At 46.5% G+C, this 13,335-nt stretch carries 13 protein-coding genes; 10 read left to right on the plus strand and 3 right to left on the minus strand.

All coding sequences use genetic code 11. The features are described from left to right. Window positions 1-1,851: glucosamine-6-phosphate deaminase (locus BC343_RS22775; protein WP_078348051.1), on the minus strand; the 1,851-nt coding region annotated here is incomplete at its 3' end. A gap of 115 nt (window positions 1,852-1,966) precedes the next feature. Between BC343_RS22775 and BC343_RS22780 the strand changes: the two genes are divergently transcribed. From BC343_RS22780 to BC343_RS22810, 7 genes are all read left to right on the plus strand, one after another. Continuing rightward, entirely contained in the window at window positions 1,967-3,160 is a 1,194-nt protein-coding gene (locus BC343_RS22780) for an anhydro-N-acetylmuramic acid kinase (protein ID WP_078350119.1), read from the plus strand. Between the two features lie 173 nt (window positions 3,161-3,333). Next, the gene (locus BC343_RS22785) at window positions 3,334-3,774 is read left to right on the plus strand and encodes a cytochrome B (RefSeq protein ID WP_078350120.1); all 441 of its coding nucleotides are present in this window, start codon (window positions 3,334-3,336) and stop codon (window positions 3,772-3,774) included. 216 nt (window positions 3,775-3,990) lie between these two features. Next, complete coding sequence (locus tag BC343_RS22790) at window positions 3,991-5,400, plus strand: anthranilate synthase component I family protein (protein ID WP_078350121.1); 1,410 nt, start codon at window positions 3,991-3,993, stop codon at window positions 5,398-5,400. A gap of 55 nt (window positions 5,401-5,455) precedes the next feature. Then, a complete protein-coding gene (locus tag BC343_RS22795; RefSeq protein ID WP_078350122.1) occupies window positions 5,456-6,085 on the plus strand; it encodes an anthranilate synthase component II in 630 nt (209 codons plus the stop codon). 11 nt (window positions 6,086-6,096) lie between these two features. After that, window positions 6,097-6,660 carry a hypothetical protein gene (locus BC343_RS22800; protein ID WP_143822317.1) on the plus strand — a complete coding sequence of 188 codons (564 nt, stop codon included), beginning with the start codon at window positions 6,097-6,099 and terminating at the stop codon, window positions 6,658-6,660. Window positions 6,661-6,675: 15 nt separating this feature from the next. Further along, a complete protein-coding gene (gene trpC, locus BC343_RS22805; RefSeq protein ID WP_078350124.1) occupies window positions 6,676-7,458 on the plus strand; it encodes an indole-3-glycerol phosphate synthase TrpC in 783 nt (260 codons plus the stop codon). A 264-nt stretch (window positions 7,459-7,722) separates the two neighbouring features. Beyond that, window positions 7,723-9,144 (plus strand): ATP-dependent DNA helicase, encoded by a 1,422-nt coding sequence (locus tag BC343_RS22810; protein WP_078350125.1) that lies wholly within the window; start codon window positions 7,723-7,725, stop codon window positions 9,142-9,144. Between the two features lie 4 nt (window positions 9,145-9,148). On the opposite strand, the gene BC343_RS22815 is transcribed toward BC343_RS22810, so the two are convergent. Then, on the minus strand, window positions 9,149-9,358 hold the full coding sequence (locus BC343_RS22815) for a DUF433 domain-containing protein (protein WP_078350126.1): 210 nt from the start codon (window positions 9,356-9,358) through the stop codon (window positions 9,149-9,151). A gap of 254 nt (window positions 9,359-9,612) precedes the next feature. Between BC343_RS22815 and hflX the strand changes: the two genes are divergently transcribed. Then, the gene (hflX, locus tag BC343_RS22820; RefSeq protein ID WP_078350127.1) at window positions 9,613-10,797 is read left to right on the plus strand and encodes a GTPase HflX; all 1,185 of its coding nucleotides are present in this window, start codon (window positions 9,613-9,615) and stop codon (window positions 10,795-10,797) included. A gap of 112 nt (window positions 10,798-10,909) precedes the next feature. Here hflX and pepT read toward each other — a convergent pair whose 3' ends face one another. Then, window positions 10,910-12,169: a peptidase T gene (gene pepT, locus BC343_RS22825; RefSeq protein WP_078350128.1), complete on the minus strand. Its 1,260-nt coding sequence runs from the start codon at window positions 12,167-12,169 to the stop codon at window positions 10,910-10,912. A 76-nt stretch (window positions 12,170-12,245) separates the two neighbouring features. Between pepT and BC343_RS22830 the strand changes: the two genes are divergently transcribed. Together BC343_RS22830 and BC343_RS22835 are read left to right on the plus strand one after the other, a co-directional pair. Continuing rightward, window positions 12,246-12,968, plus strand: a complete 723-nt coding sequence (locus BC343_RS22830) for an outer membrane beta-barrel protein (protein ID WP_162276921.1) — start codon at window positions 12,246-12,248, stop codon at window positions 12,966-12,968. Between the two features lies 1 nt (window position 12,969). After that, window positions 12,970-13,323: an MmcQ/YjbR family DNA-binding protein gene (locus BC343_RS22835; protein WP_078350130.1), complete on the plus strand. Its 354-nt coding sequence runs from the start codon at window positions 12,970-12,972 to the stop codon at window positions 13,321-13,323. Window positions 13,324-13,335: the final 12 nt, after the last annotated feature.

Here is a 13,335-nt window from a genome sequence, read left to right on the forward strand (position 1 = left end):
GGCAGTTTCGCGGTTACGGTCCTCGGCGCGTACCCAGAACTCGCGGGCATCATCGCCGGGGAATACCGGGGTATCTTTCTGGCTTTGGTGCTTGAAGATCGCATCGCGCTTGCGCAATACTTCGGCAGGCGATAATGGTACAGCCATCTCAATCTCGTGGGTAGCAAACTCGTGCCATGCACCGCGGTACAGCCACATCCAGCAATCTTTTACCCACTCTTCGGTTTCTTTTAAGCGTTGCAGGGCAGCGAGGATAATGTTGAAGCAAACGATGTGCGTACCGTTAGGGTCGGCGAAATCGCCTGCTGCAAAAACCTGGTGTGGCTTTATTTTTTGCAGAAGCTCCATAGTTAACAGGATATCCTCTTCGCCAACGGCATTCTTCTTGGTTTTGCCTGTTTCGTAAAAAGGCAAAGCCTGGAAATGGATATTGCTATCCGGCAAGCCTGCGTAACGTGCACCGGCTATCGCTTCGGTTTTACGGATGAAACCTTTAACATTGCGTATCTCCTGCGTATCTACCTGGTTAGGTACTTTGTTCTCGATGAAATGGCGCATCTCGCCGTAAAGTTTTTTCAGCTCAGCAGCATCTTCGCCAACACTTTCTTTAAAGTCGATAGCGAACTCTACATAACGCAATACATCATCATCCCATACTGCAGTATTGCCCGATGTTTGGTATGCTACGTGTACATCATGCCCCTGGTCAACGAGCCTAATAAATGTACCACCCATAGATATTACATCATCGTCGGGGTGCGGGGAGAATACGATAGAGCGCTTGCGTGCCGGTTCGGCACGTTCGGGGCGCTGGCTGTCATCAGCACCCGGCTTACCACCCGGCCAACCGGTAATGGTATGCTGTACCTGGTTAAATATGTCGATATTGATATTGTATACCGGCCCTTGCTCCACGGCAAGCTGCGCCATGCCATGCGCATTGTAATCTTCTTCGGTCAGTTTTAAGATAGGCTTACCTACGGCGCCTGATAGCCAGATAACGGCTTTTTTAATTAAAGCATTTTCCCAAACGCAATCCTTAACCAGCCATGGGGTGTTAAAGCGCGTTAAGTCAGAAGCAGCACCCTGGTCCAATACGAATTCAACACTATCAGAAAGCTGCAGGAAGGTAGCAGGTACTTCGCCTGATATTTCGCCTTCTACAGCTTTTTGTACGATAGGCGCTTTTTTGGCGCTCCATGCCATCAGGATAATTTCGCGGGCTTTAAAGATAGTACCAACGCCCATGGTGATGGCTTTGGTAGGTACATTCTCTTTACCACCAAAATCGCGCGAAGCATCGCGGCGGGTAAGGTCGTCAAGCGTTACCAAACGGGTACCCGAGTTGGGTGCAGAGCCAGGCTCATTGAAGCCAATGTGCCCGGTACGCCCTATACCCAATAGCTGCAAATCCAAACCGCCAAGCTCTTCTATCTGGCGTTCGTAATCTAAACAGAAGGCAGCCACATCATCCTGTGCCAAGGTACCATCGGGGATGTGCACTAAAGCTTTATCGATATCGATATGGTCGAATAAATTCTCGTTCATGAAAGTAACGTAGCTTTGGGCAGCATCAGGCTTCATAGGGTAGTACTCATCCAGGTTGAAAGTTACTACATCCTTAAATGATAAGCCTTCTTCTTTGTGCAGGCGAATCAGCTCGGCATAAACGCCGATGGGCGTTACGCCGGTAGCCAAACCCAGAACGGTTTGCTGCCCTGCTGCCTGTTTGCCGCGTATCAGCTTTGCTATGCGTGCCGCTACCGCCAGCGATGCCTCTTTTTGGTTGGCATACACGCTAACGGGCAGCTTCTCGTACCTCGTCTCTTCCAATAAATTTAATCGTGCCATAAATATGAATAGGGTGATGGTTGGTATATAATGGGTTAAAACAAATATATACGTTATTTACATACAGGACATTTTAATTTACATTTGTGCCTACACCTACCCAGCAAGAAATTACATGCCGCTATTAAATAAAAACCTGCAAAAACTATTTGCTGTGGCTCAAAAAGATGAGCGGCTGGGCATCGGCCTTATGTCGGGCACCTCGCTCGATGGATTGGATATTGCCCTGTGCAGTTTCAGCGGCAGCGGACTGCAAACCCAATTTAAACTGCTCAATTTTACTACCGCACCATATCCGGAGAGCTTTAAAAAAGAGGTTCAGCAGGTGTTCGCAAAAAAACAAGCCAGCCTGGAGAAGGTAACGCTATTGAATACCTATATCGGCAGCTACCATGCGGAACTGATATTACAAGCGCTCACCGAATGGCAGGTAAACCCCGCTGATGTGGATTTTATAGCCAGCCACGGGCAAACCATTTACCATGCCCCAAAACGCCTGCATGGGCAAAGCGGATATGGCAACGCCACCCTACAAATCGGCGATGCCGACCACATAGCCGTGAAAACCGGCATCTTCACCATCAGCGATTTTCGGCAAAAACATATTGCGGCCGGCGGCGAGGGCGCACCGCTTGCCCTTTACGGCGATATACTTTTAGGCAGCAAGCCGGGCGAAGAGCGTATATTGCTGAATATAGGCGGAATAGCCAACCTCACCTACCTGCCTGCCGATGTCGACCATACCAAAGTAATGTGTACCGATATTGGCCCCGGCAATACTTTAATAGATGCTGCCTGCCGCGCATACTTTGATAAGCCATTCGACGAGGATTCGCAGATAGCATACTCCGGCAATATTGATGAGGCGCTGCTGGATGCCTTGTTGCATCATCCATTCTTCAACGAAGCCGCCCCGAAAACCACTGGACCGGAATTATTCAACCTAAATTTTGTTGCCGATGCCCAGCAAGCCAGCCGCTCGCTCAACATCAGCAAAGCCGACTTAGTGGCTACGCTAAGCGCCTTTACGGCACGCAGCATTGCCCGGTTCATCGGAACAAATTTCCCGTTGGCAGATTTGAAGCTATTCACCAGCGGCGGCGGGGCAAGAAACCCATTCGTGATAGAACATATCGGTAAAGCATTGCCTAACGTTACAATCGCCGATACCAGCGAACTGGGCATAAACCCCGATGCCAAAGAAGCTATACTATTTGCCCTGTTGGGTAACGAAGCGCTGTGCGGAGAACCAATAACAATTGGTGATAACCCGGCGGTGTTGATGGGGAAATTTAGCTTCCCGGCATAGCTATTATTTAACCGCAAAGGGCACAAAGCGGACGCAAAGAGCGCAAAGGCTTATTTAGCTTGAAAAACTTTGTGTTCTTTGCGTAAAATAAACCTGCAAATCCTTTGCGTGCTTTGCGGTTAAATAGCGCCAAAACACTTTTATCCTTATATTCGAGGCAAAATTTTCACTCCATGTATAAATTTATCCTTTTACTACACTCGGGCTTCCGCTACCTTGTATTGGCTTTAATGTTATGGGCTATCCTGCAATCGCTGGCCGGCTGGTTCGGCAAAAAAGAATATACCGAAGGCAACCGCAAAGTAAACCTGTTCGCGCTAATATCGGCACATACCCAGTTGCTCATCGGTTTAATATTATACTTTATAAGCCCCTTTGTAGTGTTCGCAAAGGAAACCATGCGCGAGGCAACCGCCCGTTACTGGACGGTTGAGCACATTGCCATGATGATATTTGCTATAGTGCTTATTACCATCGGGCACTCAAAATCGAAAAAAGAAACCCTGCCCGAAGCTAAGCACCGCACCATTGCCATATTTTATACGTTGGCACTTATAATTGTAGTTGTAGCTATAGTACAAAGCAAGCGCGCATTTTTTGGCCTAAGCAGCTAAAAAAGAGTGCAAAAAAAATTTGCAGTTTCAATATTCTTTCTAAATTTGCTCCCCGGTCATGAAAAAAACTATGAACAATATCTATTGGTGGCACCAAATCATTTTGGCAGCCGGATAGTTTTTTGCATGAACTACTAATCAAATATAAACCTATATTGAAAACCCGGCGAGCACCAATCCGCCGGGTTTTTTTATTTATAACGCACAACAGAAAAGATGACGACCTTTAAAATAAATACCACACATAAAAAGCTACTTGCCGATACCACTACGCCGGTAAGCATTTACCTGCGCCTGCGCGATGTGTTCCCCAATTCGCTTCTACTGGAGAGCTCTGACTATCACAGCCGCGAAAACAGCATGAGCTATATCTGCTGCCAGCCCATCAGTGGGTTTGTACTGGATAACGATGAACTGAAAAAGAAATTCCCTGATGGTACAACTGAAGTAAGCGCCTCGGGGGCATTTGAACTAACCGACGAGATAAACAGCTTTTTAGCCCGCTTTGAAACCGATGCACAAACCGGGAAAATTATCTCGAACGGTTTATTCGGGTACTTCACCCACGAAGCAGTGGAGCACTTCGAAACCATCAAGCTGAAAAAGAGCGACGATGAGAGCCGTAAAATACCGGTAATGCAATATCATATTTACAGCTATATCATTGCGGTAGACCATTTTAAGAACGAGCTGTACATTTCGCACAACCAGGTAGAAGGGCAGCCCGAAACAAACGGTTTGGAGAAACTGGAATACCTAATCAAAAACAAAAACTTCCCTGAGTATTCTTTCGAGAGCAAAGAGGCAGAACAGTCGAATTTGACCAACGAAGAGTTTATTGCGATAGTGGAGAAGATGAAAACACACATCTATCGCGGCGACGTTTTCCAGATAGTACCTTCCCGCGCTTTCTCCCGCAAGTTTTTGGGCGACGAGTTCAATGTGTATCGTGCCCTGCGCTCTATAAACCCATCGCCGTATCTGTTCTATTTCGATTTTGGCGATTTCAGGATATTCGGCTCATCGCCCGAGGCGCAGATCACCATTAAAAACAAAGTGGCCAGCATATTCCCGATAGCCGGGACTTTTAAACGCAGCGGCGACGACGAAAAGGACGCCGAAATAGCTCGTCAACTGGAAGCCGACCCCAAAGAATCTGCCGAACACGTGATGCTGGTTGACCTTGCCCGCAACGACCTGAGCCGCCATTGCGAGCAGGTAAGTGTAAAGGCATTTAAAGAAGTGCAATACTACTCGCACCTCATACATCTGGTATCGCACGTGAGCGGCACCCTGAAACCGGGTGTAAGTTCCTTTAAAATTGTAGCAGATACTTTCCCGGCAGGAACTTTAAGTGGCGCTCCGAAATACCGTGCGATGGAAATTATAGACGAGAACGAAAAAACCAAACGCAGTTTCTACAGCGGCGCCATTGGCTACCTCGGTTTCAACGGCGATTTTAACCACGCCATTATGATACGCTCGTTCCTGAGCAAGAACAATACGCTGCATTACCAGGCGGGCGCAGGCATAGTAGCCGGCTCAGTCGCCGAGAGCGAACTGAAAGAGGTAGATAACAAAATAGCCGCGCTAAGGAAAGCGGTAGAATTGGCGGAGACGATTTAGTAGCCCCCTAACCCACTGAAGGGGGAACAGAAGTTTGATAATTGAATAAGACAACATGACTGAAAATATAAATAAAGAAAGTTCCCCCGCTAGCCAGCGGGGGCTGGGGGGCAAGAGCTCCGGCATTCTGATAATAGACAACTACGATTCTTTCACCTACAACCTGGTGCATTTGGTAAACGAAATAGACCTGGAATGCGATGTGTGGAGAAACGACCAGTTCAAGCTGGAAGATGTGGATGCTTACAGCCATATCATTCTGTCACCCGGTCCGGGTATACCATCAGAGGCGGGTTTGCTGCTTGATGTCATAGGGAAATATGCGCCAACAAAAAGTATTTTCGGCGTATGCCTTGGGCAGCAGGCCATTGCCGAAGTATTTGGCGGTAAATTATACAATTTGCCTCAGCCTATGCACGGTATAGCCACGCCTATAAAAGTAACCGACGGCGACGAACCGCTTTTTGCCGGCCTGCCCGAGAGTTTTAAAGTAGGCCGTTACCACAGCTGGGTAGTAGAAAAAGAATTACCCGAAGCATTAACGGTTACCGCAATCGACGAAGCGGATAATTCGGTAATGGCTTTAAGGCATAAAGAATACGATGTTCGCGGTGTACAATTCCATCCAGAATCGGTATTGACCGAGTACGGCAAAGAAATGCTGGCGAACTGGTTGAAAGGATAAAGCGGTGTGATATGAGCTTGCTGTTAAGTTTACCATTTGCCAGGTTTAATAATTTTGAGATAACCGTCTCAAGTATTTCTTTCGGCTGGATGGATATTAACGTTCTTAACAATGGCAACCATATAAGCTATGGCGCAAGCTACCTGACAGACCCGTTAAACGATCTGTTATCGGCAGCAGTATTATTTGTTAGTTATCAAAATGCGCCGCGGATGTGTTTTTGTGCCACCCATGAACTGGAGCCAAGCACGATAACCTGGCTTTTAAAGTGGCAAGGCAATGAGATGGTCCTGTTAATTTGGGAGGATGTTGAAACGGAGCTACAGGACTTGATAGATGCAGGTCTTGATGAAGAGTATTATAAGCATAATATCGACAAAGATCTTCCGGATATAACAAAGGGTTTGCTGCTTGCGGTAAAAGATTCTCCCAGGAAATTTATACAGGCATTAATAAAAGTGTTTCCAACCCTTCAGCGTCTTAAACGGGATTCCGAGGATGCAGATTGGGGCTTCACATATTCAAAAGATAAATTAGCTACCTTGGAGGATTGGTTGGCAAGCACGAGGGATTAAATAATTAGATTATACATGACGATCTTAGATAAAATAGTAGCTCATAAAAAGCGCGAAGTTGCGCGTGATAAGTGCGAAACCACTTATGTAGAACTGGAAGAATCAGAGTTTTTCCACCGCGAAACTTACTCTTTCCGCGATTTTTTGTTGGCACCCGAGCGTACCGGTATCATAGCCGAATTTAAACGCAAGTCGCCATCCAAAGGCATCATTAACGATGAAGTGCTTGTGAAAGAAGTGACCAAAGATTATGCGGATGCAGGCGCCTCGGCGCTATCGGTACTTACCGATCGCAACTTCTTCGGTGGCCGCAAACTCGACCTGAAACGTGCCCGCAAAGCCAATACGATTCCGGTGCTGCGCAAGGATTTTATGATAGATGAGTACCAGATAGTAGAAGCAAAAGCCCTCGGTGCCGATATCATTTTATTGATAGCTGCCATCCTCACACCCGAAGAGATCAAAAATTTTGCTGCGCTCGCAAAAAGCCTCAACCTGAATGTATTGTTGGAGGTGCACAACCTGGAAGAACTGGAGCGCAGTATAGATAACAATCTGGATGCCATTGGCGTAAACAACCGCAACCTGGCCGATTTTACGGTATCGGTACAAAACTCATACGACCTGGTAAACCATATCCCCAACGAATTTCTGAAGATATCCGAAAGCGCGATCAGCGATACCGAAACCATAAAAGGGTTAAAGCAGGTTGGTTTCAATGGTTTCCTTATTGGTGAGAACTTTATGAAACAGGCAGACCCGGGTGCCGCGATGCGGGAGTTTGTGAAAGGCTTGTAGGAGTACAACGACTATAAACAGGGGGCGCCTATGGAGCCGAAAAGTTATTTCGTTTTTGCTATAAACACGATACCCCTAACCGGGGTTTAAGCAATGTATTTATTCCATCCATAAAAAGCATCCGTATTTTGCAGCACAATGGCTGCAGCGTAGCCCCGTGTTTGTAGCGTTAATTTAAACGTCCCGGTGGGCTCCGTAGGTGCCGCCTGTCAATACGATTAGGGGCATTCTTTCTTCGCTATTTTTCAATACCTTAGCTAAGTAATGGCAGCTACCATCACCTTTAACCCGGAGCAGAAGGACGCTTTTAAGGCTATCAAGAAATTTCTCGAACACCCCTCGGCAAATGTTTTTGTATTGCAGGGTTATGCGGGCACAGGTAAAACTTTCCTGATGCAGCAGGTGGCCAAATGGCTGAAAGAAAGCGAGCGGGAGTTTTGCCTGTTAGCAGCAACGGGAAGAGCTGCCACGGTATTAAAAGGAAAAACAGGCTTCAGTGCTAAAACAGTTCACGGCGAGCTTTACAATTTCAGTGGCATGGCCGGTATGGAAGAGTCTGGTTCAAAGGACGCACCTATGAGTTCGACGGGGCAGCTATCATTGCAGTTTTCTATACGGCAAACAGATGAAGAGCCCCGCTTATACATCGTAGATGAATCGTCCATGCTTTCGGGCGTTGCATCAAAAGGCGATGGGCTTATGGATTTCGGTTCCGGCATATTATTAAACGACCTTTTTGAAGTAGCCGGTAAAAATAAGATCATCTTTGTTGGCGACCCATGCCAGCTACCGCCTATAGGGCAAACCTTCAGCCCGGCATTAGATACCAAATGGTTAAACGAACAGGATAAAATTGCCGTATCGGTAAAGCTGAACAAGATTGAGCGGACGGATAGCGGCAATGATATTTTAAAATTAGCAGGTGCTATAAGGGCCATGTATGACGAAGGCGTGTTCGAGCTGTACCCGAAATTACCCGCCTCAAACTTAAACAACGTTAAAATCCACACAAGCGACCGGGAATTGCTAAACGCTTATTTTGAGAAGTACAAAACCACCGGCGCCACAGAAACCCTTGCAATTGCCCGCACCAATTTGAAGGTTTACGAGATAAACCGCTTTATGCGCCGTAAGTTAATGGGCGATGCCAACCTGCCCATACAAATTGGCGAAGTATTGCTGGTTACTCAAAATAATTACAAAGTGCCCTTAACCAATGGCGATTTTGTGAAGGTTTGCTATTTGGGAGAGGTTACGAAGCGAGCGGGGCTTAGCTTCCAAAAAGTAAAGGTGCGCACCTTTTTATCCGATACCGAGTTTGAAATGCTGTTATCGCTTGATGCAATAAAAAGTTTAAAAGGCACCCTTTCTGAAGACCAAACCAGGGATTTGATGATCGATTTCAGCCATCGGATGCGGGAGCAAGACATAGCGTACAACAGCGCAGAATTTAAGGCTGCTATGATGGCTGATGAATACTATAATTGTTTAAAGGCAACATTTGGTTATGCGGTTACCTGCCACAAAGCCCAGGGTGGGGAGTGGAACAATGTTTACCTTTTTTTAGATAATGATAAAAATGGTATGTTTTCCATGCCTGCATCCAGCCTTTGCAAATGGTGGTACACTGCCGTTACCCGCGCCCGTCAGGAGTTAAATTTGGTGAAGCATTGGTGGGTGGTGTAGAAAGTCACCCCTTTGAATAAAGTAAGACCGCTTCGATATCTTCTTTTTCCAGAACCGGATGTTCTTCTAAGATTCCCTCCACCGAAAGCCCGGAAGATAACAGTTCGAGCACATCTTTAACCGGAAAGCGCATTCCTCTGATGGTTGGCTTTCCACCCATCAATCCCGGTATTACCGTTATCCTTTCTAACAAGTGTTCGCTTCGGCTATCCATGGTAGTATAAAGATAAACAAACTCATTGTCAGATATGCAAACTAAACAAGTCTATAACACCATTTTATCTTCCGCACAAAAAATATTATCTTTGCAGCACTACTACTACAAAATGTAATTCTCAAACACTCCAAACCTTCATCGGTTATCCCGATGATCCATTTTGCCGGAAACAATGCCCGGCCTCACTAATGTTTTACTGATTACGCCGACCGCATAAATGCGTACATTCGCGTATCTTGATAATTTAATTTATGAAGCAAAAAGTTTATGATACTGCTGTGAAGCAGGAGAAAGTTGTGCTGGTGGGCGTTATTACACCCAACGAAACCGAAGTACAGGAAAAAGAATATTTAGAAGAACTGGAATTTTTGGTGGCTACGGCTGGCGGGCTCACCGTGAAGAGCTTTACCCAAAAATTGCAACGGCCCGAGCGTGCCACCTTTGTGGGTACGGGTAAACTGGAAGAAATAAGGGAATACGTGGTTGCCGAGGAAATAGACATCGTAGTTTTCGACGATGAGCTTACCCCGTCGCAGTTGCGTAACATCGAGCGCGAACTACAGGTGAAGATACTCGACCGCAGCAACCTCATCCTGGATATTTTTGCCAACCGCGCCCAAACTGCACAGGCCAAAACCCAGGTAGAGTTAGCGCAGTTGCAATACCTGCTGCCCCGCCTTACCCGCTTATGGACGCACTTAGAGCGCCAAAAGGGTGGTATTGGTATGCGCGGCCCGGGTGAAAGCCAGATAGAGACCGACAGGCGTTTGATCCTGAACAAAATATCGTTACTGAAAGAGCGCCTTAAACTCATCGACCGCCAAAACGAAACCCAGCGTAAAAATCGCGGTCAGCTGATTCGTGTGGCATTGGTGGGTTATACCAACGTGGGTAAATCAACCATCATGAACATGCTCTCCAAATCGGATGTATTTGCCGAGAACAAGCTGTTTGCTACACTGGATACTACGGTGCGCAAGGTGGTGATCGAGAATGTCCCTTTCCTGTTGTCGGACACCGTAGGGTTCATCCGCAAGTTACCTCACCACTTGGTAGAGTGTTTTAAATCTACGTTGGATGAAGTGCGCGAAGCGGATATTTTGGTACATGTGGTGGATATTTCGCACTCAACATTCGAAGATCAGATACGTACCGTTAACGAGACATTGAAGGACCTGAAAGTGGTGGACAAGAAAACCATCACCGTTTTCAACAAGATAGATGCCTTTAACCCCGCCGATCATAACATCGATATTAAGGAAACACCTTTAACAATGGACGATTTCAGGCATAGCTGGATGGCCAAGAACAATGCCCCTGCTATATTTATCTCCGCAACGCATAAAGAGAACGTAGAGGAATTCAGGTCGATGCTGTACGATGCCGTGAAGGCCATACATACCGAGAGGTATCCGTATGATAATTTGTTGTATTGAGCCCCCTCCGCCTCCGCTGGTTAGCGGAGGTACCTTTGATTTGCGTGTTCAACGTATCGAGAAATAAAATGCCGGGCAGTTAGTCCGGCATTTTATATATTCTGCTCCCCCTTCAGGGGGCTGGGGAGCTTTCCCAAATACTGCACAAATGCAAAATGGTTAAAACCGCCTTTTGCATATCCTGTACACTTACCCACTCCTGTTTGCCGTGGAAGGCGTGTTCGCCGGCGAAGATATTCGGCGTTGGTAAACCCATAAATGATAAGCGCGAACCATCGGTGCCGCCGCGTATACTGCAAAGTTTTGGCTCCATACCGGCCCGTCGGATGGCTTCCATGCCATAGTCAACTATTTGGGGGTGTTGCGCCAGTACGTTCTTCATGTTGCGATACTGTTCTTTTACCTCAAGGGTATAAGTAGAATTGGGGAAGCCCTTCAAAACCTCTTCGGTAATTTTGCGTATGGTGTTGGCATGGCTCACCAATAATTCTTCCTCAAAATCGCGGATAATAAAATCGATAGTGGCGGTTTCTACATGCCCGGCAAAATCCACCGGGTGCACAAAGCCCTGCATGCCTTCTGTGCCTTCCGGCGATAGGTCGAACGGTAAAGCGGCAATGATAAGCCCCGCTATCTTTATAGCGCTTTCCATTTTGCCTTTGGCAAACCCGGGGTGAGAACTTACGCCATTAATGGTTAACCTTGCCCCATCTGCCGAAAAGGTTTCGTTCTCCATATTTCCTGCGCTTTCGCCATCCATTGTATAACAGGCAAAGGCACCTATTTTGGCAATATCTGCCTTGTCTACGCCCCGGCCAATTTCCTCGTCGGGCGTAAACAGAATTTTTACGAGGCCGTGCTTTATCTCAGGATGGTTCATCAATTGGTAGGAGGCATCCATTATCTCGGCAACGCCGGCTTTGTTATCGGCTCCTAACAGCGTGGTGCCCGATGCAGTGATGATATCATTCCCCAATTGGTTCTTCAGGTCGGGGTGCTCGGCCATGCGGAATACCTGGGTATTATCGTCGGGCAATACAATATCTGCGCCTGTATAATTTAGATGCACCAATGGTTTTACGTTGGTCCCGCTGCAATCGGGGGCTGTATCCATATGCGAGCAAAAGCATATTACAGGTACATCAGCTTTATCGGTATTGGTCGGGATGGTAGCATATACATAACCATGCTCATCTAAGTGGGCATCGGCAATGCCCATTGCCAATAGCTCTTTCACCAGCAAACGCCCTAAATCCTTTTGTTTTTCGGTAGAGGGGCAGGTGGGCGATGCCGGGTCTGATTGGGTATCGATAGTAACGTACCGCAAAAACCTTTCGGTTGCGGTAAAACTTAGCTGTTCGGTAAAATCCATAGAAAGCTTATATTAGTGCAATATTTGTTGAGTGTGCCGTTGGTGCAAAATTGTGAATAATCTTAACTTATTTATTTTGAAAAAGTTCTTTTTACTAATAGCTGTTACAATTGGTTCAGTTGCTGTCCGCGCCCAAAATGCGGGCTACAATTTTAATGCTTATGGCATTGGTATTGGCGGAGGCATAGTACACCCATTGGCCGATTTGAAAAAAGGTTATAACGATAAGGCCTTCAACGGAAATTTCACTTATTACTTTAACCCTTATGTGCCGGTTGTGCTCGAGCTGCAGGCTGGCAAGTTAAGGGGCGGAGGTAACGATATCAGCATTGATAAAGATACCCGCCGTTACTCAAACAGCTACAAAGCCGTAATGCTGCATGTAGATTACCAACTGGGCGATGCTATAGATTATTACCGAAGCGGCTTTTTAAATATCATCAAAAATTTTTACGGGGGCATTGGGGTAGGTGCTATTTTAAATAAGGTGAATACCAACCGCTACAGCCTGCTCGACCCAACCTACCGTTTTCCGGGTAGCGACAAAAGCACAAACGTTATAGTGCCACTGCGTTTTGGTTATGAGTTTAAAATATACGATTACTACGGCGTGCCTAAATTTGGTATAGATATTGGTTACCAGCACTATGTAACTTTTGGCGAAGGGCTTGATGGATATGAAGACCCGACATCACTATTTAAAAATAACGCGCCAGACCAATACCGCATGATCAGCATTGGGTTGAAATACAACTTCGGGCCCGAACACTCTTATGATAAAGCAATAGGCCGCAACTAAATTGAATATAGAAGAACTGCGCGATTACGCCCTCTCATTGCCGGCGGCAGAGGAGAGCTTCCCCTTTGGTGAAGATACACTTGTGTTTAAGGTAGGAGGGAAGGTGTTTTTGTTGGCAAACCTTAACGATGGCCAACACATCAACGCCAAATGCGACCCTGAACGTGCCGTTGAACTGCGCGAGCAGTATACCGAGGTGCAGCCCGGTTATCACATGAACAAAAAGCATTGGAACACAGTTTACATGAGCGGCGCGCTAAACTATAAACAACTTTGCGAATTGGTTGATCATTCTTATCAGCTTGTTTTTACAAGCCTCTCTAAAAAGTTACAGGCAGAAATACGGCCTGTTTAACTATTGTTGGCC

It is taken from the genome of Mucilaginibacter pedocola (assembly GCF_002013915.1).
Classification (GTDB): Bacteria; Bacteroidota; Bacteroidia; order Sphingobacteriales; family Sphingobacteriaceae; genus Mucilaginibacter; species Mucilaginibacter pedocola.

What these genes read in the sequence shown, in the direction of transcription:
- BC343_RS22810 (WP_078350125.1), top strand. Translation starts at nt 7,723, where the DNA reads ATGGCAGCTACCATCACCTTTAACCCGGAGCAGAAGGACGCTTTTAAG.
- pepT (WP_078350128.1), bottom strand. Translation starts at nt 12,169, where the DNA reads ATGGATTTTACCGAACAGCTAAGTTTTACCGCAACCGAAAGGTTTTTG.
- BC343_RS22795 (WP_078350122.1), top strand. Translation starts at nt 5,456, where the DNA reads ATGACTGAAAATATAAATAAAGAAAGTTCCCCCGCTAGCCAGCGGGGG.
- BC343_RS22800 (WP_143822317.1), top strand. Translation starts at nt 6,097, where the DNA reads ATGAGCTTGCTGTTAAGTTTACCATTTGCCAGGTTTAATAATTTTGAG.
- BC343_RS22780 (WP_078350119.1), top strand. Translation starts at nt 1,967, where the DNA reads ATGCCGCTATTAAATAAAAACCTGCAAAAACTATTTGCTGTGGCTCAA.
- BC343_RS22815 (WP_078350126.1), bottom strand. Translation starts at nt 9,358, where the DNA reads ATGGATAGCCGAAGCGAACACTTGTTAGAAAGGATAACGGTAATACCG.
- BC343_RS22785 (WP_078350120.1), top strand. Translation starts at nt 3,334, where the DNA reads ATGTATAAATTTATCCTTTTACTACACTCGGGCTTCCGCTACCTTGTA.
- BC343_RS22790 (WP_078350121.1), top strand. Translation starts at nt 3,991, where the DNA reads ATGACGACCTTTAAAATAAATACCACACATAAAAAGCTACTTGCCGAT.
- hflX (WP_078350127.1), top strand. Translation starts at nt 9,613, where the DNA reads ATGAAGCAAAAAGTTTATGATACTGCTGTGAAGCAGGAGAAAGTTGTG.
- trpC (WP_078350124.1), top strand. Translation starts at nt 6,676, where the DNA reads ATGACGATCTTAGATAAAATAGTAGCTCATAAAAAGCGCGAAGTTGCG.